The sequence below is a fragment of the Amycolatopsis camponoti genome (assembly GCF_902497555.1).
GTDB lineage: Bacteria > Actinomycetota > Actinomycetes > Mycobacteriales > Pseudonocardiaceae > Amycolatopsis > Amycolatopsis camponoti.
Window position 1 is genome coordinate 1,469,071 of the sequence record NZ_CABVGP010000002.1, and the last position, 19,820, is coordinate 1,488,890.

23 protein-coding genes are annotated in these 19,820 nt (G+C 71.3%); 8 read left to right on the forward strand and 15 right to left on the reverse strand.

Going from position 1 to position 19,820, the window contains the following annotated elements; all coding sequences use genetic code 11:
* Window positions 1–226: 226 nt before the first annotated feature.
* The gene (locus tag AA23TX_RS27435) at window positions 227–1,999 is read right to left on the reverse strand and encodes a beta-N-acetylhexosaminidase (RefSeq protein WP_155545700.1); all 1,773 of its coding nucleotides are present in this window, start codon (window positions 1,997–1,999) and stop codon (window positions 227–229) included.
* Between the two features lie 108 nt (window positions 2,000–2,107).
* Between AA23TX_RS27435 and AA23TX_RS27440 the strand changes: the two genes are divergently transcribed.
* The 3 genes from AA23TX_RS27440 to AA23TX_RS27450 are packed head-to-tail and all read left to right on the forward strand — an operon-like array spanning window position 2,108 to window position 4,100.
* Window positions 2,108–2,617 carry a MarR family winged helix-turn-helix transcriptional regulator gene (locus tag AA23TX_RS27440; RefSeq protein WP_155545701.1) on the forward strand — a complete coding sequence of 170 codons (510 nt, stop codon included), beginning with the start codon at window positions 2,108–2,110 and terminating at the stop codon, window positions 2,615–2,617.
* A gap of 57 nt (window positions 2,618–2,674) precedes the next feature.
* Window positions 2,675–3,031 (forward strand): nuclear transport factor 2 family protein, encoded by a 357-nt coding sequence (locus AA23TX_RS27445; protein WP_155545702.1) that lies wholly within the window; start codon window positions 2,675–2,677, stop codon window positions 3,029–3,031.
* A gap of 19 nt (window positions 3,032–3,050) precedes the next feature.
* Complete coding sequence (locus AA23TX_RS27450) at window positions 3,051–4,100, forward strand: nitronate monooxygenase (RefSeq protein WP_155545703.1); 1,050 nt, start codon at window positions 3,051–3,053, stop codon at window positions 4,098–4,100.
* On the opposite strand, the gene AA23TX_RS27455 is transcribed toward AA23TX_RS27450, so the two are convergent.
* From AA23TX_RS27455 to AA23TX_RS27465, 3 genes are all read right to left on the reverse strand, one after another.
* The gene (locus tag AA23TX_RS27455) at window positions 4,097–5,566 is read right to left on the reverse strand and encodes an amino acid permease (protein ID WP_196425549.1); all 1,470 of its coding nucleotides are present in this window, start codon (window positions 5,564–5,566) and stop codon (window positions 4,097–4,099) included. The genes AA23TX_RS27450 and AA23TX_RS27455 overlap by 4 nt on opposite strands.
* A 93-nt stretch (window positions 5,567–5,659) precedes the next feature.
* Window positions 5,660–6,691, reverse strand: a complete 1,032-nt coding sequence (locus tag AA23TX_RS27460) for an alpha/beta fold hydrolase (protein ID WP_155545704.1) — start codon at window positions 6,689–6,691, stop codon at window positions 5,660–5,662.
* Between the two features lie 137 nt (window positions 6,692–6,828).
* Entirely contained in the window at window positions 6,829–7,794 is a 966-nt protein-coding gene (locus AA23TX_RS27465) for a quinone oxidoreductase family protein (RefSeq protein ID WP_155545705.1), read from the reverse strand.
* 187 nt (window positions 7,795–7,981) lie between these two features.
* Between AA23TX_RS27465 and AA23TX_RS27470 the strand changes: the two genes are divergently transcribed.
* The 3 genes from AA23TX_RS27470 to AA23TX_RS27480 are packed head-to-tail and all read left to right on the forward strand — an operon-like array spanning window position 7,982 to window position 9,026.
* On the forward strand, window positions 7,982–8,185 hold the full coding sequence (locus AA23TX_RS27470; protein ID WP_086676857.1) for a hypothetical protein: 204 nt from the start codon (window positions 7,982–7,984) through the stop codon (window positions 8,183–8,185).
* Window positions 8,186–8,196: 11 nt separating this feature from the next.
* Window positions 8,197–8,661 carry a guanyl-specific ribonuclease gene (locus AA23TX_RS27475; RefSeq protein ID WP_155545706.1) on the forward strand — a complete coding sequence of 155 codons (465 nt, stop codon included), beginning with the start codon at window positions 8,197–8,199 and terminating at the stop codon, window positions 8,659–8,661.
* Window positions 8,658–9,026 (forward strand): barstar family protein, encoded by a 369-nt coding sequence (locus AA23TX_RS27480; protein ID WP_155545707.1) that lies wholly within the window; start codon window positions 8,658–8,660, stop codon window positions 9,024–9,026. Before AA23TX_RS27475 ends, AA23TX_RS27480 begins: the two co-directional genes overlap by 4 nt.
* Here the strand turns inward: AA23TX_RS27480 and AA23TX_RS27485 are convergent.
* Entirely contained in the window at window positions 9,001–9,978 is a 978-nt protein-coding gene (locus AA23TX_RS27485) for an Lrp/AsnC family transcriptional regulator (protein ID WP_155545708.1), read from the reverse strand. The genes AA23TX_RS27480 and AA23TX_RS27485 overlap by 26 nt on opposite strands.
* A gap of 102 nt (window positions 9,979–10,080) precedes the next feature.
* On the opposite strand from AA23TX_RS27485, the gene AA23TX_RS27490 reads away from it, so the two are divergent.
* Window positions 10,081–11,379, forward strand: a complete 1,299-nt coding sequence (locus tag AA23TX_RS27490; RefSeq protein ID WP_155545709.1) for an MFS transporter — start codon at window positions 10,081–10,083, stop codon at window positions 11,377–11,379.
* 6 nt (window positions 11,380–11,385) lie between these two features.
* Here AA23TX_RS27490 and AA23TX_RS27495 read toward each other — a convergent pair whose 3' ends face one another.
* The 10 genes from AA23TX_RS27495 to AA23TX_RS27535 all read right to left on the reverse strand — a co-directional run bounded on the left by AA23TX_RS27495 (window position 11,386) and on the right by AA23TX_RS27535 (window position 19,326).
* Window positions 11,386–12,153 (reverse strand): enoyl-CoA hydratase family protein, encoded by a 768-nt coding sequence (locus tag AA23TX_RS27495; RefSeq protein WP_155545710.1) that lies wholly within the window; start codon window positions 12,151–12,153, stop codon window positions 11,386–11,388.
* 86 nt (window positions 12,154–12,239) lie between these two features.
* Window positions 12,240–12,869, reverse strand: coding sequence for a cyclase (locus tag AA23TX_RS27500; RefSeq protein ID WP_155545711.1), 630 nt, complete (start codon window positions 12,867–12,869; stop codon window positions 12,240–12,242).
* Between the two features lie 166 nt (window positions 12,870–13,035).
* On the reverse strand, window positions 13,036–13,773 hold the full coding sequence (locus tag AA23TX_RS27505; protein WP_155545712.1) for a sirohydrochlorin chelatase: 738 nt from the start codon (window positions 13,771–13,773) through the stop codon (window positions 13,036–13,038).
* A complete protein-coding gene (locus AA23TX_RS27510) occupies window positions 13,770–15,032 on the reverse strand; it encodes a sulfate adenylyltransferase subunit 1 (protein WP_155545713.1) in 1,263 nt (420 codons plus the stop codon). The genes AA23TX_RS27505 and AA23TX_RS27510 overlap by 4 nt, the downstream gene beginning before the upstream one ends.
* Window positions 15,032–15,952: a sulfate adenylyltransferase subunit CysD gene (gene cysD, locus AA23TX_RS27515; RefSeq protein WP_155545714.1), complete on the reverse strand. Its 921-nt coding sequence runs from the start codon at window positions 15,950–15,952 to the stop codon at window positions 15,032–15,034. Before cysD ends, AA23TX_RS27510 begins: the two co-directional genes overlap by 1 nt.
* Window positions 15,953–15,963: 11 nt before the next feature.
* Complete coding sequence (locus tag AA23TX_RS27520; protein ID WP_155545715.1) at window positions 15,964–16,659, reverse strand: phosphoadenylyl-sulfate reductase; 696 nt, start codon at window positions 16,657–16,659, stop codon at window positions 15,964–15,966.
* Window positions 16,656–16,811, reverse strand: coding sequence for an Insertion element protein (locus AA23TX_RS50280; protein WP_155545716.1), 156 nt, complete (start codon window positions 16,809–16,811; stop codon window positions 16,656–16,658). The genes AA23TX_RS27520 and AA23TX_RS50280 overlap by 4 nt, the downstream gene beginning before the upstream one ends.
* Window positions 16,808–18,496, reverse strand: coding sequence for a nitrite/sulfite reductase (locus AA23TX_RS27530; protein WP_155545717.1), 1,689 nt, complete (start codon window positions 18,494–18,496; stop codon window positions 16,808–16,810). Before AA23TX_RS27530 ends, AA23TX_RS50280 begins: the two co-directional genes overlap by 4 nt.
* 106 nt (window positions 18,497–18,602) lie before the next feature.
* The gene (locus AA23TX_RS51025) at window positions 18,603–18,713 is read right to left on the reverse strand and encodes a putative leader peptide (RefSeq protein ID WP_352252756.1); all 111 of its coding nucleotides are present in this window, start codon (window positions 18,711–18,713) and stop codon (window positions 18,603–18,605) included.
* 37 nt (window positions 18,714–18,750) lie between these two features.
* On the reverse strand, window positions 18,751–19,326 hold the full coding sequence (locus tag AA23TX_RS27535; protein WP_155545718.1) for a TetR/AcrR family transcriptional regulator: 576 nt from the start codon (window positions 19,324–19,326) through the stop codon (window positions 18,751–18,753).
* Between the two features lie 76 nt (window positions 19,327–19,402).
* Between AA23TX_RS27535 and AA23TX_RS27540 the strand changes: the two genes are divergently transcribed.
* Window positions 19,403–19,819, forward strand: coding sequence for a VOC family protein (locus AA23TX_RS27540; protein ID WP_155545719.1), 417 nt, complete (start codon window positions 19,403–19,405; stop codon window positions 19,817–19,819).
* The last annotated feature ends 1 nt before the right edge of the window (window position 19,820 follow it).

Below are 19,820 nucleotides of genomic sequence, written 5' to 3' on the forward strand. Positions count from 1 at the left end.
CCCGCCGGGCGAACCCTGTGTTCCGGTTTCACCGGGTGCGGTGCGGCGCTGACCGTCCGCACAACCCGGCGCCGGCCACACTCCGGCGGGAAAATCGCCGTCCGATCGCCGGAGCGCGGTGGTGGACACCCGGAGTGCGCGGCACCCTGCGCCTCTTCGACCAGCTCGTGGACCGGGACCCGCAGGGCCAAGGCGGCTGGCCCCGTCCCGGCTGGGCCGAGACGCTTCAGCAGGCGCCGTTGTCGGTCCACACTCCCCACTGGCCCGTTGTCCCCGGCTCCTCGCCCTGCGTCCACCACTTGGCCGTCCACTTGTGGCCGTTGTGCGACACCACGTTCCCGCCCGTGTACACCTGTGACGCCGCCCAAGCCGGGTCCGCGCACGTGCCCGGGTTCGTCGTCCCGCCGGTGTCCCAGGCAACCTGCGACGACCGGTAGAAGTTCAGCCCCTGCGCCACCCAGCGCGGGGCCTGCGCGCCCAGGCGGGTGCGGAACGCCGTCCAGTCGTGGGTCGACCACGGGGACCAGCCCAGCTCGGCGTGCGCCGCCAGGCGCGGGAACGCCAGGTAGTCGATGTCCGCGGGTGTCACCACCGTCTCCGCCCACAGCGGCGATTCCACTCCGCGGACCGCCGACTCGCCGACCCCCGACAGGTACGCGCCCGGGTTCCAGCCGTACGCGTCCTGGACCTCGATGTAGCCCGCCCACGACAGGCCGATCGGGGTCGAGCTGTTGTACTTCATGTCCAGGTACGCCTTGTTCGCCGGCGACAGGATCACCTTGCTGCCGCGGGAGACCGCCGTCGACACCCCCGCGTCCGACGTGGAGGTTCCCCAGAACTGCGGGGAAGCCGAAGCGGGCAGGGAAGCCTTCGCGATGTCGTGCCAGCCCACCACCGACTTGCCCGTGGCCGCCACCAGGGGGAGCACCTTGTTCACGAACGTCACGTAGTCCGCCGCCGACGTCGAGGACGCCTCGTCGCCGCCGATGTGGAGGTACGGGCCCGGGGTCAACGCCGCCAGCTCGCGCAGGACGTCGCCGACGAACGTGTACGTGATGTCCTTCGAGATGCACAGCGAGCTGTAGCCCACCGCCGTGTCCGTCCGCAGCGCCGGCGCCACCCCGTTGCAGTTCAGCTCCGCGTACGACGCCAGCGCCGCGTTCACGTGACCCGGCATGTCGATCTCCGGGATGACCGTGATGTGGCGCGAGGCCGCGTAGGTCACGATGTCCGTGTACTGCGCCTTCGTGTAGTAGCCGCCCGCGCCGCCGCCGACCTGCGTGCTGCCGCCGTAGGTCGTCAGGCGGGGCCAGCTGTCGATCTGGATGCGCCAGCCCTGGTCGTCGGCCAGGTGCAGGTGCAGGTTGTTGATCTTGTACTGGGCCAGCTCGTCGATGTACCGCTTCACGGTCGACACCGGGTGGAAGTGCCGGGCGACGTCGAGCATCGCGCCGCGGTAGCCGAAGCGCGGGTAGTCGACGATCGTCGCGCCCGGGACGGTCCACGGTCCCGCTTGGGCCGTGGGGCTTTCGACCCGGCCCGGCAGCATCTGACGCAGTGTCTGGACGCCCGCGAAGAGCCCGTCGGCCGTCTGGGCGCGCAGGGTGACCGAAGACGCCGTCGCCACGAGCTGGTAGCCCTGCGTGCCGACGGAAGCGGGCGCGCCGCTCAGCAGCAGCGCGATGCTGTCGGACGGCACGGACGCGGGCGCGTCGGACACCGGCAGCGCGAAGCCGGTCGACGGCCGCAGCACGCCGGCCAGGTAGGTGCCGACGTCCTTGGCCGGCGCCGAGCCGGCTTCGGTGACGATCTTCGTCGTCGAGACCAGCGGGAACGTGACGCCGGCCGCCGGGGTCACCGAGGCCGGCACGGGCACGATCGACTGCAGCGCCGGTGTGGCCGCCGCGGCCGGGGCCAGCTGGGCGGCGGTCGTACTGGCGCCGATCAGCGCCAGCACGGCGAGCGCGCGGCCGAGCCGCCGCGCGAAGGGAGTCTTCACCGGGGGACCTCCTGGCGGGAAGGGCGCGACATCGCCGTCGCACCTGCCCGGATCGTCGCATTTCCCCGGGCGATGGTCTAGACCAAGTCGGGTGGTTAAGCTCGCGCCATGGCCGAAGAGCTCGCGCCGGAGTCGCCGTTCGCGCTGCTGACGGCCGCCGAGACGGCCGCCTGGTACGCGTACATGAAGGTGCACCTGCGCCTGGAGTACGAGCTGAACCGGCAGCTGCGCGCCGACAGCGGGATCTCGCTCGCCGACTACCACGTGCTGGTCGCCCTCACGAGCGAGCCGGAAGGCCGGATGCGGGTCACCGACCTCGCGATCCGCATCGGCTGGGAACGCAGCCGGCTTTCGCACCACCTCAAGCGGATGCGGGAACGCGAACTGGTCGAGACCGGTGCCAACGCCGAGGACCGCCGGGCCGTCGACGTCGCCTTGTCCGAGGCCGGCCGGGAGGCGCTGCGCCAAGCCGGGCCGGACCACGTCGAGTTCGTGCGGAAGGCGTTCCTGGACACGCTCGGGCCGGACGGGATGCCGCAGCTGGCGACCTTGCTGGACCGCGTCTACGACGCGCTCGTCGAGCACGGCACCCTGCCCCGGCCGGACGACCACCCGTGACATTTACGTGAAATGTCACGTAATATGGTGGGCGTCCCCCGGAACGAGGAGCGTGTGATGGCGACGGTGGCCGAGCTGATGGAAGCCAACCTGCTCGGGGTGTTCAACGAACGCGACGACGAACGGCGCGCGAAGGCGATCGCGGCGACCTACGCCGCCGACGTCGTGTTCGTCGATCCCGAAGGCAGCGCGACCGGCCACGAGGAGCTGAACGCCAAGGCCAAGGGGCTGCTGGACCAGTCGCCGGGGTTCGTGTTCGCCGCGGCCGGGCCGGTGCTGGTCAACCACGACCTGGGCCACCTCGCCTGGGAGCTCGGTCCGGCGGGCGGGCCGCCGGTCGTGCGCGGGATCGACGTCGCCCTCGTCGAAGACGGGCTCATCAAGAAGCTCTACACGATGCTGCTGCCCGGCTGAGGCCATTACGCTCGGGAGCATGTTCGACGAGCTGACGTTCCCGGTCATCGCCGCCCCGATGGCGGGCGGGCCGACCACCCCCGAGCTGGTCGCCGCGGTCAGCGAGGCCGGCGGGTTCGGCTTCCTTTCGGCCGGCATGCTCACGCCCGCGGCGCTCGCCGCGCAGATCGACCGCACGCGGGAGCTGACCGGCCGCGAGTTCGGCGTCAACCTCTTCGTCCCGCAGCCCGACACCGGCGCCGACGTTTCCGCGCACCAGGAGCGCCTGCAGGCCTTCGCCCGCGAATACGACGTCGAACTCGGCGAACCGAAGTGGGACGACGACGCGTACCCCGCGAAGCTGGACGTCGTGCTCGAGAAGCGGGTTCCCGTGGTGTCGTTCACCTTCGGGCCGCCGTCGCCGTCGGACGTCGTCCGGCTCCACGAGGCCGGCAGCGCGGTCGTCGTCACGGTGACGACCCCGGAAGCCGCGCGGCGGGCCGCGGGCCTCGGCGCCGACGCGCTCGTCCTGCAGGGCTTCGAAGCGGGCGGGCACCGGTCCCTGTTCACCGACGACGCGCGCCTGCCGGGCGGTGGCGCCGAATACGGCGTCCTCGCGCTGCTGCGGCTCGTCGCGGCGCACGTCGACCTGCCGCTGGTCGCGGCCGGGGGTCTGGTGCACGGCGCGGACGTCGCCGCCGTGCTCGCCGCGGGAGCCGTCGCCGCCCAGCTGGGCACGGTCTTCCTGCGCGCCGACGAAGCCGGGACCTCCGAGGCCCACCGCAAGGCCCTGGCGCTGGCCGAGCGCGAGACGGCGTTCACGCGCGCCTTCAGCGGCCGTCCGGCACGCGGGCTGGTCAACAAGTTCATGGACGTGCTCTCCGAAGGCGCGCCCGCGGCCTACCCGCAGCTCAACAGCCTCGCCGGGCCGGTGCGGAAGGCGGCGGCGAAGGCCGGCGATCCGGAGGCGATTTCGCTGTGGGCGGGCCAGACGTACCCGCTCGCCTACGACGCGTCGGCCGCCGTCATCCTCGAACGGCTGAAGGTCGAGGCGCGCGACGCCGCCGCACGCCTCGACCGGATCCGCTAGTCCGTCTTCTCGACGTCCGAAGCGGACGAAGCAGCCGGCGTGTGGTTCAGGAGCGAGTGCCGGCGGCTGTAGAGGAAGTAGATCACCATGCCGATGGCGAACCAGATCGCGAACCGGATCCAGGTCGCCGGCTGCAGGAACGTGATCAGCCAGATCGAGAACACGATGCCGACGGCCGGGACCACCGGCATGCCCGGCGTCTTGAACGTCCGGGGCAGGTTCGGCTGCTTGTAGCGCAGCACGATCACCGCGACGCAGACGACGACGAACGCGAGCAGGATGCCGATGTTCGTCAGCTCGGCGGCCTCGCCGATCGGCAGCACCCCGGCGATGATCGCGGAAGCGCCGCCGAGGATCCACGTCATGCGGCTCGGCACCTGGCGCTTCGGGTTCGTCTTGCCGAACCACGGCGGGAGCAGGCCGTCGCGGCTCATCGAGTAGCCGACGCGGGTGGCGCCCATCAGGAACGTGAACAGCACGGTGAGGATGCCGACGATGGCGCCGATCGCGATCACCGTGGCCAGCCCGGAGAGGCCGACCGACTTGAACGCCGTCGAGAAGCCGCTCTTCGGGTCGATCTCGGTGTACTTCTGCATGCCGGTCAGCACCAGGCAGGCCAGCACGTACAGCACCATCGAGATCCCCAGCGAGTAGAGGATCGCCTTCGGCATGTGCCGCTGCGCGTCCTTCGACTCCTCCGCGGCGGTGCTCATGGCGTCGTACCCGAAGACGGCGAAGAAGACCGTCGCCGCGCCGGTCACCGCGCCGCCGAAGCCGGCCGGGGCGAACGGCGTGTAGTTGCCCGTCTTGACGTAGAAGAAGCCGACCAGGATGACCACCAGCACGATCAGGACCTTGATCCCGACCATCACCGTCTCGAACCGGGCGGCGCTGCGGATGCCGCGGTTGAGCAGGTAGGCGATCAGCAGGCACAGCAGCATGGCGAAGAGGTCGACCTTGTGGCCGGGTCCGGTGCCGGGGGCGCCGAGCATCCAGGCGGGCAGGTCGAGGCCGAGCTGGCCGAGCAGGAAGCTGAAGTAGCCGGAGATGCCGATGGCCACCACCGCCACGATCGCGGTGTACTCCAGCAGCAGGTCCCAGCCGATGAACCAGCCGACGACCTCGCCGAGCACCGCGTAGCCGTACGTGTAGGCCGAACCTGCCTTGGGGATCAGGCCCGCGAACTCGGCGTAGGAGAACGCGGCCGCCGCGCTCGCGACGCCGGCGATGAGGAACGAGATCAGCACGGCCGGCCCGACCCCGGGGATGCCCGCCGAGTCGTCGCCGTGGGCGACACTGCCGGCGAGGGCGAAGATCCCCGCGCCGATGATGCCGCCGATGCCGATGGCGGTCAGCTGCCACAGGCCCAGGGTGCGTTTCAGGCCACCGCTTTCCGAGGTGTCCTGGATCTGGTCGATCGGCTTTCGCCGGAAGATGCCGGAGCCGGCACCCACTGGAGAGGACATCATCATCTCCCGAACGTCGCGGTGGACGGGCCCGGATCACGGACCCAACGCCGGAACCTACCGCGATCTCGGTGTGAAGACAGCGTGAGCCGTTCAGCCCGCCGCGGTGTCCTCGCTCACCGTCTCGACCGCGCGCTTGGCCTGGGTGGTCCGGACCGCGCTCGCCGCGAAGTAGGTGAGCAGCTCCGCGATCTCGACCGGGTCGTCCAGCTGCGGGCAGTGCCCCCAGTCTTCGCGGACCAGCAGGCGGCTGTGCGGCACGAGCGTGTGCAGCTGCCGTCCGGACGCGGCGGTCACGAGCTTGTCCTTGCCGCACGCGACGACCAGCAGCGGCACCTTCACCGAGTCGAGGCGGTAGGCGTCGGCGAGCTCCGCGACGAGCTGCCGGGCCTGCTCGAGCCGGCTCTTGGTCGCGCGGTAGTCCGGGAACAGGGCCGTGAAGCGTTGCACCTGGAGCGCGTCGGCCGCGCCCGAGTTCGCGTAGAGGAGCCGCGGGACGAGCTGCTCGGCGACCTTGCGCACCAGGAAGCCCGGTACCGGGACCGGCAGCGCAGAGTAGAGCCGCAGGGGGAACGGGTAGCGCGCCACGGTCCGGATCAGCCACGAGTCGACGAACCCGGGCGCGGCGATGGACACGACGCCGGAGATGGGGAGACGGCTGTTCTGCGCGGCGCGCAGGCTCATCGTGCCGCCGAGGGAGTTGCCGGCCAGCACGACCGAGCCGAGCACGGCCTGCTCGCGGACGACGGCCGTGGTGAACGCGTCGAGCTGCGGCAGCATCGGACCGGGCCGCAGCGGCTGCGCGTCCCCGAAACCCGGCAGATCGACCGCGACCGCCGGGATCCCGGCGGCCGCGAGCTGCTCCAGGGCGGGGCGCCAGGTGTCGGCGCTGTCGCAGTAGCCGTGCAGCAGCACCAGGCGCGGCGCGCTCGGCCGCACGTGGGGCGTGGCCGCGCGGCGGCGCAGCGAGCGGCGGGGGAGGTCCGGGTCCGGGCCGGCTTCGCCGACCTCCAGGACGCGGGTGCGGACACCGGCGTAGCGCCGGAAGGAGACCCGGATCGGGTCCGGGTCGCTGCTGGACCGGCCGCCCGGTCCAGCCGAGTCGGGCCGCTTCGTCGCGGTCATGACTACAGAATACCTTGCGACCATTGGGTTTTGGTCGAATTCAGGTGCTAACGACCAGATCTCGAACTGAGTACGTTAGGGATTCACCTAATGCCGAGCCGGGCGGAACAAGACGATCCGCCCAGCTCAGCGCGGGTCTAGCGGGTGAAGACGATCTTGCCGGCGGTGTCGCCGTCGAGCATCGCCCGGAACCCCTTAGGGGCCTCGGAGAAGGGCAGTTCGGCGCCGATCTGCGGCCGCACCCCGGTCAGGTCGAGGTAGGCGAGCAGGTCCGCGAGCTCGTCGCGGGTGCCCATGGTCGACCCGGAGACGCGCAGCTGGAGGAAGAAGACGCGCTGCAGCTCGGCACCCGCGTCCGGGCCGCTGGTCGAGCCGGAGACGACGATGATCCCGCCCGGCTTGAGCGATTTGACCGAATGCGACCAGGTCGCCTTGCCGACGGTCTCGAACACGGCGTCGACGCGCTCGGGCAGCCGCGCGCCCGACTCGAACGTCTGGTGCGCGCCGAGGCTCGAGGCCAGCGCGCGCTTCTCCTCACTGCGGCCGGTCACCCAGACCCGGAACCCGGCCGCGCGGCCGAGCTGCACCAGCGCCGTCGAGACCCCGCCGGAGGCGCCCTGGACGAGCATCGTCTGGCCGGGCCGCAGCCCGGACTTCACGAAGAGCATCCGGTAGGCGGTCAGCCAGGCCGTGCCCATGGTCGCGGCCTCGGCGAAGCTGAGCCCGGCGGGCTTCGGAACGACGTTGCGGGCCGGCACGACGACCTGGTCGGCGAAGGTGCCCTGGTGCTTCTCGGTGAGCAGCGTCCGCTTCGGGTCGAGGGTGTCGTCACCCTGCCAGCCCGGCGCGTTGATCACCGAGTGGATCACGACCTCGGAGCCGTCGTCGAGGGTCCCGGCGCCGTCGCAGCCGAGGATCATCGGGAACTGCTCGGGCTTGATCCCGACGCCTCGCAGCGTCCAGAGGTCGTGCATGTTGAGGCTGGCCGCCTTGACGTGCACGCGGACCCAGCCGTCCGGCACGTCGGGTTCGGGGCGCTCGCCGACGACGAGCGAGTCCAGGGGGCTTTCGGCGTTGGGTTCCTGCGCGTACACGGCGAACATGCCTCGCAACGTACCGCCTCCTCAAACCCTGTGCTGCGTGTCGCGAGACACGCGAACCGGGCCTTGCGCCGTGTGGTTCCGAACCCGACTTCGTCGGGTGGCTGCGCCTCCGCAGCAATCGGCTCCGCCGATTTCGGGAGAGAGGCCCTGAAGCGCGGCGGCAGTAGACCGCGCGTAGGCTCACACCGTGTTCAACGGGCTTGCCGACTGGTGGGACGGGGTCGAGCTGTGGCTCGCCCAGGCTTGGTTCCCGGTCCAGTTCGTGCTGGTCATGGTGGTCGTCGTACCGCTGTGCCTGGCCGCCGCGTGGGTGCTCGACAAGCTCGTCGGGCTGTTCGCCCGCAGGCTCGCTCCGGGGCGTGACGACGACCGCTCCGACACCCCGTCCTAGGCTGGCGCACCATGTTCAACCGTAGGCGGATCACCGCCGCCCTGATCGGGCTCCTCGTACTGGTGCTGGGGGGCTGGCTGGTCAAGGACGCCGTCAGCGACGACTCGAAGCCGGCGCCGGGCACCTCCACGAGCAGCTCGGCGACCGCCCCCGCGAAGGGTGGCGCGGCCGTGCCGGGCGCGGACTCCGGGCTGCCGGTCAAGGCGCTCTCGACGCTGCCCCCGCAGGCCGGCGACACGTGGAAGCTGATCGAAAAGGGCGGGCCGTACCCGTACCCGCGCAACGACGACGTCGTGTTCGAGAACCGCGAGAAACGGTTGCCCGGCAAGAAGTCCGGCTATTACCACGAGTACACCGTGAAGACCCCCGGCAGCGCCGACCGCGGCGCGCGGCGGCTGATCACGGGCCAGGCCCACGAGCTGTACTACACCGGCGACCACTACGCGTCGTTCGTCGTCGTGGACCCGGCCCGATGAGCGCCTCGGAGCAGGCGAAGGCCGCCGCGGAAGAGGCCTTCGCGAGGGGCGCGTACCCGCACCTGGTGAACTCGCGGCCCACCGTGGACAAGGCCGGCACGCTGGCCGCGTTCGCCGAGGCACTGTCCTTTCCGGACCACTTCGGCAACAACCTCGACGCCCTCTACGACTGCCTGACCGACCTGTCCTGGCTGCCGCCGGGGGAGCACGTGCTGATCTGGCCGGGCTCGGACGCGCTGCGCAAGGCCGAGCCCAAGACCTACCTGGCGATCCGCAGCGTGCTCTCGGACGCGCAGCGCGCACTCGGGCCGAACGGCCGCAGCGCCGGTTCGTGGCGGCTCACGGTCGTGCTGCCGGACGCCTGAGCGGCGTCCCCGCGCGCTTGACCGTGCGGATGACCGGCGCGCTTTCGAGCGTCCGCACGCCGGGGAGCCCGGCCACGCGATCGGTGAGGTAGCGGTAGAGGTCGCCGCCGTCGCGGCAGTTCACCATCGCGGTGAGGTTCGTGGTGCCGGTGGTGGCGACCGCGAACGACGTCTCCGGGTGGCCCGCCAGCGCCTCGCCCGCCTCGGCCAGGTTCGCCGGCGCCACCGCCAGCCAGAGCCGCGTTTCGGAGCGGAATCCCAGGCGGGCCGGGGAGACGTCGAGGTGGTAGGTCAGCGTGCCGTGCCGCCGCAGCACCTCCATCCGGCGTCGCACGGTCGAGTCGGACCAGCCGGTCGCCGCCGCCAGCGCCGTGTAGCCGGCGCGCCCGTCCCGCGCGAGGGCGTCGAGGAGGGCCCGGTCGCCGGGTTCCGGTGCGAGGCCGGTGCCTTCCGGTGGGGGCGGGCGCAGGCGTTCGACCTGCTCGGGTGACAGGCAGTGCAGCCCACTCCAGCCGTCCGGGAGCGCGAACGTGTGCAGCAGTTCGTGCGCGGAGACGGCGGTGACCCGGTTGGCGCGCGGCAGTTTGCGCAGCAGGAGGTCGTCGCGCCCGGCCGTGTCCGGTGCGTGGACGGTGCAGGAGATCTCGGTGCCGCCGGAGAGCAGGTGCACCCACGAGACGTCGGTCCGGTCGGCGAGCGCGTCCGCCACGGCGGCCCCGGCGTCGGGTGTCGTGCGCAGGCGCAGGGTCCACGTCGTGTAGCCCGCTTCGCCGCCGCTGACCGCGCCCGTGACGCGGAGGAGACCGGCGTCCCGCAGCCGCCGGTAGCGGCGGGCGACCGTGTTCTCGGAGACGCCGAGCACCTGGCCGAGCGTGCGCATCGACGCGCGGCCGTCGATCTGCAGGGCGTGCACGAGCCCGCGGTCGAGGTCGTCCAGGATGACGGTATCCATGCGGACATCGTAAGTGCTGACGGTATCCGGCGGATTTATCGACTTTCCTGGTGGCAATCGGCACGCTGACCACACCCTTCGAGGCACACGAAGGGAGATTCGATGCGCAAGTGGTGGCCGTTGCTCGCGATCTGCGCGGGCTCGTTCCTGTTCCTGCTGGACACCACCGTCGTGAAGGTGGCGCTGCCCCGCATCGGCGCCGACCTGTCGGCGTCGGTGGGACAGCTCCAGTGGGTGCCCGACGTCTACACGCTCGTCTTGGCGGTGCTGATGCTCGCGGCGGGTTCGCTCGCCGACCGCTGGGGCCCGCGGCGGGTGTTCCTCGCCGGGCTGGCGGTGTTCGGCTCGGCGTCCCTGGCTTGCGGGCTCGCACCGGACATCGGGACGCTGATCACGGCGCGCGGGGTGCAGGCGGTCGGTGGTGCGGCGCTGGCGGTGACCGGGTTCGCCTTGCTCGCCGCCGGCTACGAAGGGCGCTCGCGAGGGACCGCGATCAGCGTCTTCTTCGCGGTGAACGGGCTCGGCGCGGCCGCGGGGCCGGTGGTGGGCGGGGTGCTGACCGAGTACTTCGGCTGGGCGGCGATCTTCTTCGTCACCGTGCCGCTCGCGTTGCTCACGATGGCGTTCACGGTGTTCGCGATCGGGCGGGACACACCGGTGCGGGGCGGCCGGTTCGACTTCGCGGGCGCGGCGTGGTTCGCGGTGGCGGCGGCGAGCCTGGTGCACGGGCTGACATTGGGTGGCTCGGGACGGTGGACGTCACCGGTCACCATCGGGGCGCTGGCGGTTTCGGTGCTGGCGTTCGTCGCGTTCGGACTCGTCGAGCGGCGCCCGGATCCGTTGCTGGACCTGCGTTTGTTCCGCGACGGCGGGTTCGCGACGGTGGTGGCTTGCGCGGCGGCGTCGACGGTGACTTTTGCGGCGCTGGTGTACGTGTCCCTGTGGCTGGCTCTTTCGCTGTCGCCGGTCGAGGCCGGGCTCGCGATGGCGCCGCTCGCGGTGGCGTCGTTCCTGACCTCGACGTTCCTGGGGAAGGTGCTGCACCGGTTACCGCCGCGGGTCCTGCTGGGCACCGGGGTGCTGCTGGGTGCGGTCGGCTGTCTGGTGCTGCTGGTCGCCGGGATTCCGATCGGCCTCGCGGTGACCGGGATCGGGGTGGGGATCGCGGGGCCGGCGACGGGGGCGGCGATCGCTTCGGCGGCGCCGCCGGGCCGGGCGGGGATGGCCGCGGGGATCCTGACGACCACCCGGCAGTTCGGGCAGACGCTCGGCGTCGCGGTGCTCGGGATCGCTTACCAGGCCGGGGGTTTGACGCCGGTGTACGTCGTGGCCGCGGCGTGCGGCGGGGTGACGGGCCTGCTCGCGCTGCTTCCGCGCGAGCAGGCCCGGGTTCCGGCGTGACCCGCTTCAGTCCTGGGGGACCCAGTTCGGCTTGCGCTTCTGGGCGAAGGCCAGGATGCCCTCCTGTCCTTCCTCGCTCGCGAAGAACTTCGCCGACAGCCCGATCATCTCCTCGAACCCTTCCGACGGCGTCGCCGGGCGGGGGCGGCTCAGCAGCGCCTTCGTCTCGGCCAGGGCCGTCGGGCCGCCCGCGGCCAGCGCCTTGACGAACCGGGCCACCTCGGCGTCGAGGTCGGACGTCGCCGAGTTCAGCAGGCCGATCTCCACCGCTCGGCGCGCGTCGAACGTGTCGCCCGTGAGGAACAGCTCGTGCGCCGCACGGGGGTTCAGCCTCGGCAGGACCGTCAGGGAGATCACCGCCGGGACCACGCCGATGCGGACTTCCGAAAAGGCGAACGTCGCTTCCGGGACCGCGACGGCGATGTCACAGGCCGCCACCATGCCGATGCCGCCGGCGCGGGCCGGGCCGGCCAGGCGGGCGACCACCGGCTTCGGGCTGGTCCACAGCTGCTCGAGGATCTTCGGGAACTCGTTCACGCCCTGGTCGCCCGCGCCGGCGCCGCGGGCTTCCTTGAGGTCCATCCCCGCGCAGAACACCGGACCCGTGTGGGTGAGCACGATGACCCGGACGGCGTCGTCGGCCGCCGCGGCGGCCAGCGAGGCGGACAGCTCGCGGCGCAGCTGCGCCGACAGCGCGTTGCGGTTGTGCGGGGAGTCCAGGGTGATCGTGGCGGTGCCGCCCACCACGTCGTAGTGCACCAGTTCGTCAGCCATGACCGACACCCTTGCACATCCCCCGCGCGCCACCGGTGTTACGCGGGCCACCCCGCGGGCGGGAACCCGCGGGGTGGCCCGGGCACTCAGCCGATGGTCGTCGTGGTGAAGACCGGGCTCGGGTTGGGGAAGCAGGCCGTCGGCGCGGTGATGTCGCCGATGATCGTGCTCGCCACCGCCTTGAACGTCAGGCCCGGGTCGCTGTAGCTCGTGCCGGACAGCTTCGTCTCGATCGTGCCCGACTGGCCGGCGGTCAGGTGGGCGGTCGCGGTCGGCAGCTCGAACGTCGCGCCGCCCGCGATCGGGCCGGGGAAGCTCAGGGTCGCGACGCCGTTCGCGACGGCGATGGTGGGCGCGGTCGAGCCGAGCCCGGAGCCGCCCGCGAGGTCCGCGCTGACGAAGCTGGAGTTCGCCGGGATCGGGAACTTCAGCGCGAACGTGTTGATGTTCTTGACCTTGTTCCCGCTCACGTCGCCCGGGACGGTGTTCGGCGCCGGGTCGATGACGACGTCGAACGCGCCGCCGGGCGCGACCGTCGCGGGCGCGGTGACATCGGTGTCCTGGTTGAGCGACACCTGCTGCGGCCCGACGATCGGGGCGTCGGCCTGGCAGTCGAAGGTGACGGTGGTGGCCGCCGAAGCCGGGGCGGCGAGAGCGATCGGGAGGGCCGCGACCGCGACCAGAACGCCGAGCTTGGAAAGGTGAAGTGCTTTCACTTGTATCCACCTACCTGCGGTTTTGGAGGGGAGGAAAGAAAGCCGCGCAGCGCTTAGATAGTTACCGGCAAGTTAACTAGCGCGTCAAGGATTTACCGTTCCCATGCGCGCTGGGTAACAGAAATGTGAAAAAGACTCGCCTTTCGGCGGTCGCGAGCGCCCTGAGCTAGGCGTATTGGCGGAGCAAGCCGCTCACCGCGGTGGCGTACCGGCTGATGACGACGTCGGCGACGCGCGGATCGTCGGCGAGCGGCGCCGCGACGAACGCGCGGGGATCGGCCTCGCGGGCCAGCCGCTCGATGCGGTCCGGCAGCAGGCCCGGCGCCAGGAACCACGACGCCACGACCAGGTGCCGCGCGCCGCGGGCACGCAGCCGATCGGCGGCCGCGGGGATGTCCGGCTGGGCGGCCGAAGCGAACGCCTCGCTCACCGGAACACCCAGCTGTTCTTCCCAGCGCGCGGCCAGGGAAGCGACCACGGCGTTGGCGGAAGCGTTGGACGAGCCGACCGCGCTCAGCAGCACGCCGGTGCCCCGCCGGCGCGGCGCGGCGGCCAGCCGGTCCAGGGCCACCGCCTCCAGCGCCGGGTCGGCGCCGAGCACGGCCGATGCCTCGACGCGGAAGCCCGGGCACTCGGCGACGACCTGGTCGATCAGTGCCGGCAGGTCGACCCGCGCGTGGAACGCGCTGCCCAGCAGCAGCGGGACCACGACCGCCGTCCGGTGCCCGGCCGCGTACAGCGACCGCAGCACGTCCGTGACGTTGGGCGAAGAAAGGTCCAGGAAGGACTCGTGGACCGGCAGCCCGGGCGCCCGCGCGCGCACGACGTCGACGAGCGCCCGCACGGTCGACGCCGAGCGGGGATCACGACTGCCGTGCGCGACGGCGACCAGGGGCGGTGTCACGAGAAGCGCTGACCCACCAGGCCCGCGGCGAGGGTGTCGCCGTCCTTCGGGTCGATGACCAGGAACGCGCCGGTGCGCGGGCTGACACCGTAGTCGTCGACGCCCAGCTCCTCGGCCAGCGTCAACGTGACCAGGCCGATGTCGTTCAGCTCCAACGACGATGGAGCGTCCACACTGGACAGGTTCTGCTCGTCGAACCGCGCGTGCAGCTCGCCCACGAGTGCCTGTACCGTGCGGGCGCCGTGCTTGACGAGCACGCGCGCGCCAGCCCTGAGCGGCTTCGACGACAGCCAGCACAGCGTGCCGGTGATCTCGTCGGTGACCCGCGGCGGCGCGTCCGCGGCGGCGATCAGGTCGCCGCGGGAGATGTCGATGTCGTCGGCCAGCAGCAGCGTCACCGACGTCCCGGCGCCGGCTTCGTCGAGCGGGCCGTCCGCGGTGTCGATGCGCTCGATGCGGCTGCGGATGCCTTGGGGCAGCACGACGATCTCGTCGCCCGGGCGGACCGTGCCGGCGGCGATCTGGCCCGCGTAGCCCCGGTAGTCGAGGTACTCCGGCGTCCGCGGGCGGATCACGTACTGCACCGGGAAGCGCAGGGCCGAGTCGTGCGGGTCGGGCGCGACCGGCACGTCCTCCAGGTGCTCCAGCAGGCTGGGGCCGGAGTACCACGGCGTCCGCTCCGAGCGCGTCGCGACGTTGTCGCCCTCCAGCGCCGAGACCGGGATCGCGAGCACGGAACCCCGCGGGTACCCGAGCGTCTCGGCGTGCGAAGCGAACTCCTTCGCGATCACCGTGAACGTCGCCTCGTCGTAGCCGACCAGGTCGATCTTGTTCACCGCGAGCACCAGCTGCGGCACGCCGAGCAGGGCCAGCACGGCCGCGTGCCGCCGGGTCTGCTCGATGACGCCCTTGCGCGCGTCGACCAGCAGCACGGCCAGCTGCGCGGTGGACGCGCCGGTCACCGTGTTGCGCGTGTACTGCACGTGCCCCGGCGTGTCGGCCAGCACGAACGACCGCTTCGGCGTCGCGAAGTACCGGTACGCGACGTCGATGGTGATGCCCTGCTCGCGTTCGGAGCGCAGGCCGTCGACGAGCAGGGAAAGGTCCGGTGTGGACAGTCCCTTGTCGACGGACGCGCGCGTGACGGCGTCGAGCTGGTCGGCGAGCACCGACTTGGTGTCGTACAGCAGCCGGCCGACCAAGGTGGACTTTCCGTCGTCCACGCTCCCGGCCGTGGCCAGGCGAAGCAGCGAACTCATCAGAAGTACCCCTCACGCTTGCGGTCTTCCATGGCCGCCTCGGACATCCGGTCGTCGGCGCGGGTCGCGCCGCGTTCGGTCAGCCGGGACGCCGACACCTCGGCGATGACGTCTTCGACCGTGGCCGCGGTGGACTCGATCGCCCCGGTGCACGAGCCGTCGCCGACGGTCCGGTAGCGGACCGTCCGCTCGCGGACCTCCTCGCCCGGGCGCGGTCCGCCCCACGGGCCTTCGGCGAGCCACATCCCGTCGCGCAGGTACACCTCGCGCTGGTGCGCGTAGTAGATCGACGGCAGCTCGACCTTCTCGCGGGCGATGTAGTTCCAGACGTCGGCCTCGGTCCAGTTGGACAGCGGGAAGACGCGGACCTGCTCGCCCGGGCGGTGCCTGCCGTTGTAGAGGTTCCACAGCTCGGGCCGCTGCCGGCGCGGTTCCCACTGGCCGAACGAGTTGCGGAGGCTGAAGATCCGCTCCTTCGCCCGGGCGCGCTCCTCGTCACGGCGGCCGCCGCCGAACACCGCGTCGAACTTGTTCTCCGCGATGGTGTCCAGCAACGGCGTGGTCTGCAACGGGTTCCGCATGCCGTCGGCGCGCTCTTCCAGGCGCCCGTCGTCGATCCAGTCCTGGACCTTCGCGACGACCAGGCGCAGCCCGTGCTTCTCGACGACGCGGTCGCGGAACTCGATGACCTCGTCGAAGTTGTGCCCGGTGTCCACGTGCAGGAGCGGGAACGGCACCGGCGCCGGCCAGAACGCCTTGATCGCCAGGTGCAGCAGCAGCGTCGAGTCCTTGCCGCCGGAGAACAGGATCACCGGACGGTCGAACTCGCCCGCCACCTCCCGGAAGATGTGGATGGCTTCGGATTCCAAAGCGGCCAGGTTGTCTTGCGCCGCATCGGTCGCGGGCTCCAAGGTCGTCATGCGTCCCTTCCTCAGCCGTGCAGTCCGCACTCGGTCTTCGACTGGCCCGCCCACCGGCCGCTGCGCGGGTCCTGGCCCGGCTCCACGCGAGCCGTGCAGGGCGCGCAGCCGATCGAGAGGTAGCCGATCGAGACGAGGGGGTTCTCCAGGATCGAGTGGTCCCGGATGTAGCCGTTGAACTCGTCGTCGGTCCACGCGGCGATCGGGTTGATCTTCACCAGGCCGTTGCGGTCGTCCCAGGTGACGATCGGGGTGTTCGCGCGGGTCGGCGCGTCGACCCGGCGGACGCCGGTGATCCACGCCGAGTAGTTCGCCAGGGTCTTGCGCAGCGGCACGACCTTGCGGAGGTTGCAGCACAGCGTCGGGTCGCGGTCGTGCAGCTTCTCGCCGTATTCCGCGTCCTGCTCGGCGACGCTCTGCTCGGCCTGGGCGTTGACGATCTTCACGTCCGGGTAGACCGCCTGCACGGCGTCACGGGTGCCGATCGTCTCAGGGAAGTGGTAGCCGGTCTCGAGGAAGAGGATGTCCACATCGGACTTAACCTTCGTCGCGAGGTCGATCAGCACCGCGTCCTGCATGTTGGACGCGACGATGAAGTCCTCGCCGAACGTGTCGACGGTCCAGCGGATCGCCTCGTCCGCGGTCGCTTCGGCGAGTTCTTTGGACGCGCGCTCGGCGAGCGTCTTGTAGTCGGCAGTGGCGGTCATCGGGACACCTCCGGAAGGGACAGTCCGAGGAACTTGACCGAGAAAACCCGGCGACAGGCCGAACAAAGCCAGCCGCCGTTCTCTTCCGGCCGCAGATCTTCGTCGCCGCAGTACGGGCAGTGGTACGGCACGGCGCGTTCGGTGGAGGTCACTGCAGGGCGCTCTCGTCGGCGCGCCCGGCCCACTGCGCGAACCGTTCGCCGTCTTCGCGCCCGGTGACGTAGTTGCGCACGACGCGCTCGACGTACCCGGTCAGCTCCGACGCGGTCACCTTGTGGCCGCGCAGCTTCCGGCCGAACCCGGCGTCGAGGCCGAGGCCGCCGCCGAGGTGCACCTGGAAGCCTTCGACCTGGTTGCCGTCGGCGTCGGTGACGATCTGGCCCTTGAGGCCGATGTCCGCGGTCTGGATCCGCGCGCAGGAGTTGGGGCAGCCGTTGAGGTGCACGGTCACCGGCGTGTCGAGGCCGTCCTGGATGTCGGCGAGCGACTTCTCGAGGTCCGCGACGAGCTGCTGCGCGCGGGCCTTCGTCTCGACGATCGCGAGCTTGCAGAACTCCAGCCCGGTGCACGCCATCACGCTGCGCCGCCACGGCGACGGCTTCGACTCCAGGCCCAGCTCGGCCAGCTCCGCCTGGAGCGTCCCGAGCTGCGCCTCCGGGACGTCGAGCACGACCAGCTTCTGCTGCGGGGTGAGCCGGACCCGGCCCGAGCCCGCCCGCTCGGCGGCCTTGGCCACGGCGACCAGCGTGCCGCCGGAGACGCGCCCGGCGATCGGGGCCGCGCCGACGTAGAACTTGCCGTCGACCTGCGGGTGCACGCCGACGTGGTCGATCGGCACGGCCGGGTCGACCGGCGGCGGGCCGTCGATCAGCTCCCGCTTGAGGTACTCGTCCTGCAGCACCTGGCGGAACTTCTCGGCGCCCCAGTCCTTCACCAGGAACTTGATCCGGGCCCGCGAGCGCAGCCGCCGGTAGCCGTAGTCGCGGAAGATCGAGATGACGCCTTCCCAGACGTCCGGCACCTCGTCGATCGGCACCCAGGCGCCCAGACGCTGCCCGAGCATCGGGTTGGTGGAGAGGCCGCCGCCGACCCAGAGGTCGAAGCCGGGGCCGTGTTCGGGGTGGTTCACGCCGACGAAGGCGATGTCGTGGATCTCGTGGGCCACGTCGGGCTGGCCCGAGATGGCGGTCTTGAACTTGCGCGGCAGGTTCGCGAACTCCGGCTTGCCGATGTAGCGGCGCTTGATCTCGTCGATGGCCGGGGTGCCGTCGATGACCTCGTCCGCCGCGATGCCCGCGACCGGCGAGCCGAGGATGACGCGCGGGCTGTCGCCGCAGGCCTCCATCGTGGTCATGCCGGCGTTCTCGAGCTTCGCCCAGATCGTCGGGACGTCCTCGATCCGGATCCAGTGGTATTGGATGTTCTGCCGGTCGGTGATGTCGGCGGTGTCCCGCGCATACGCCTGCGAAATCTCGCCGAGCACGGTGAGCTGCTCGGTGCTCAGCACGCCGCCGTCGAGCCGGACCCGCAGCATGAAGTAGCGGTCGTCGAGCTCTTCGGGCTCCAGCGTCGCGGTGCGGCCGCCGTCGATGCCCGGCTTGCGCTGGGTGTAGAGGCCGAACCAGCGGAAGCGGCCGCGCAGGTCACCCGGGTCGATCGCGTCGAACCCGCGGTGGGCGTAGATGTTCTCGATCCGCGCCCGCACGTTGAGCGGGTGGTCGTCCTTCTTGGACCGCTCGTTGGGGTTCAGCGGCTCCCGGTAACCGAGCGCCCACTGCCCTTCACCGCGCTTCTGCTTGACGCGCGCGGGGCGGGCGGGGGTCTGGGGCGTGGCCATGGCGGCGTCCTCCGAGAGGCTTTCGTGGCGGCGGAGGAACACCGGCTCGCGGGTGTGTCCTCCGGCGCCGGCTGTCCAGATTTCGTGGCAGGTGGTGGGGCGGGAGTCAGCGAACGGGTACGCAGAGGGCGCTGGCGACCCGCAGGAGGTCGACGTGGCGGCGGGCCACGAGGAGAACACCGGCATGAGTCACGGCGTCAGCGTGCCACGCGTCCACAATGTGGTCCAGCGGTGCCCGGATGGTGGGAGAAGGGTCACTCGCCTGGGAGAATGCGGTCGACCAGCAGGCCCACGACCTGCGCGTCCGAGTACCCGGAGAAGGCCTCGGGCAATGTCAACCGCTCGACGGTCAAGCCGGTCAGGGCCAGATAGAGCAGCAGGACCTCGTCGCGTCCGCCGGGCAGTCCGGCGGCTTCGTGGAAGCCCGCGCTCAGCTCGAAGCTCTCCTTGACGGTCGCCGTCAGCGCCGCCGCCAACCCGGGCCGCCGGTTCGCCTCCAGCCGCAGTTCGAGCAGTGCGAGGTAGGAGCTGCGGCGAGTGGTCAGCCGGGTCATCAGGTCGCCGAGCAGTGCGGCGACCCGTCCGGTCGACGGCTCTTCGGCCCGCGGATCGGCCAGCACCTCCGCCGGTGCGGACAGCCGGACGTGCACGCGGTCACCCGCCTCGGCCAGCAGCTGGTCGCGGTCGCGGAAGTAGTTCGACGTCGTCCCGGGCGGGACGCCCGCCTCGGTGTCGACCGCGCGGTAGGTGAGCCCGCGCGCGCCGTCCCGGGCGAGGACCTCGATGGCCGCGTCCGTCAGGGCCGTCCGCCGCTCGGTGTTCTGCCGCACGAATCCTCCTTGCCCGATTCAAACCACTATGTTTAGAGTACTACAGACATAGTGGTTTGACGGAGGGGAAGCGCGGATGCAGGTCAAGGGTTTCGGGGCGGGGTACCTGGTCGACGACGTCGCCGCGACCACCCGCTTCTACCGGGAGGTGATCGGCCTGCCGGTCACGGTCGAGCTGGACTGGTTCGCCAGCGTCAACGCCGGCGCGCCCGGCTACGAGATCAGCTTCGTGCGGCGTGGGCACGAGTCGGTTCCGGAGGGCTACCGGGCACGGCCGGTGTCGGGGCTGGCGTTCGGGCTCGTCGTCGAGGACGCCCGGGCCGAGGCGAAGCGGCTGGAAGAAGCCGGTGTGGAGCTGGTCACGCCGGTCGTCGACGAAGCCTTCGGGCAGCGGCACTTCTACGTCGCCGACCCGAACGGTGTGCTGCTCGACGTCATCGAGATGATCCCGCCGGACCCGGACTGGGCGGCGGCGAACCTCCCGGCGTCGTAGG

What these genes read in the sequence shown, in the direction of transcription:
- AA23TX_RS27450 (WP_155545703.1), top strand. Translation starts at nt 3,051, where the DNA reads ATGTTCGACGAGCTGACGTTCCCGGTCATCGCCGCCCCGATGGCGGGC.
- cysD (WP_155545714.1), bottom strand. Translation starts at nt 15,952, where the DNA reads ATGACGACCTTGGAGCCCGCGACCGATGCGGCGCAAGACAACCTGGCC.
- AA23TX_RS27510 (WP_155545713.1), bottom strand. Translation starts at nt 15,032, where the DNA reads ATGAGTTCGCTGCTTCGCCTGGCCACGGCCGGGAGCGTGGACGACGGA.
- AA23TX_RS27490 (WP_155545709.1), top strand. Translation starts at nt 10,081, where the DNA reads ATGCGCAAGTGGTGGCCGTTGCTCGCGATCTGCGCGGGCTCGTTCCTG.
- AA23TX_RS27480 (WP_155545707.1), top strand. Translation starts at nt 8,658, where the DNA reads ATGAGCGCCTCGGAGCAGGCGAAGGCCGCCGCGGAAGAGGCCTTCGCG.
- AA23TX_RS27465 (WP_155545705.1), bottom strand. Translation starts at nt 7,794, where the DNA reads ATGTTCGCCGTGTACGCGCAGGAACCCAACGCCGAAAGCCCCCTGGAC.
- AA23TX_RS27455 (WP_196425549.1), bottom strand. Translation starts at nt 5,566, where the DNA reads ATGTCCTCTCCAGTGGGTGCCGGCTCCGGCATCTTCCGGCGAAAGCCG.
- AA23TX_RS27445 (WP_155545702.1), top strand. Translation starts at nt 2,675, where the DNA reads ATGGCGACGGTGGCCGAGCTGATGGAAGCCAACCTGCTCGGGGTGTTC.
- AA23TX_RS27520 (WP_155545715.1), bottom strand. Translation starts at nt 16,659, where the DNA reads ATGACCGCCACTGCCGACTACAAGACGCTCGCCGAGCGCGCGTCCAAA.
- AA23TX_RS27495 (WP_155545710.1), bottom strand. Translation starts at nt 12,153, where the DNA reads ATGGCTGACGAACTGGTGCACTACGACGTGGTGGGCGGCACCGCCACG.
- AA23TX_RS27530 (WP_155545717.1), bottom strand. Translation starts at nt 18,496, where the DNA reads ATGGCCACGCCCCAGACCCCCGCCCGCCCCGCGCGCGTCAAGCAGAAG.
- AA23TX_RS27460 (WP_155545704.1), bottom strand. Translation starts at nt 6,691, where the DNA reads ATGACCGCGACGAAGCGGCCCGACTCGGCTGGACCGGGCGGCCGGTCC.
- AA23TX_RS27440 (WP_155545701.1), top strand. Translation starts at nt 2,108, where the DNA reads ATGGCCGAAGAGCTCGCGCCGGAGTCGCCGTTCGCGCTGCTGACGGCC.
- AA23TX_RS27485 (WP_155545708.1), bottom strand. Translation starts at nt 9,978, where the DNA reads ATGGATACCGTCATCCTGGACGACCTCGACCGCGGGCTCGTGCACGCC.
- AA23TX_RS27475 (WP_155545706.1), top strand. Translation starts at nt 8,197, where the DNA reads ATGTTCAACCGTAGGCGGATCACCGCCGCCCTGATCGGGCTCCTCGTA.
- AA23TX_RS27540 (WP_155545719.1), top strand. Translation starts at nt 19,403, where the DNA reads ATGCAGGTCAAGGGTTTCGGGGCGGGGTACCTGGTCGACGACGTCGCC.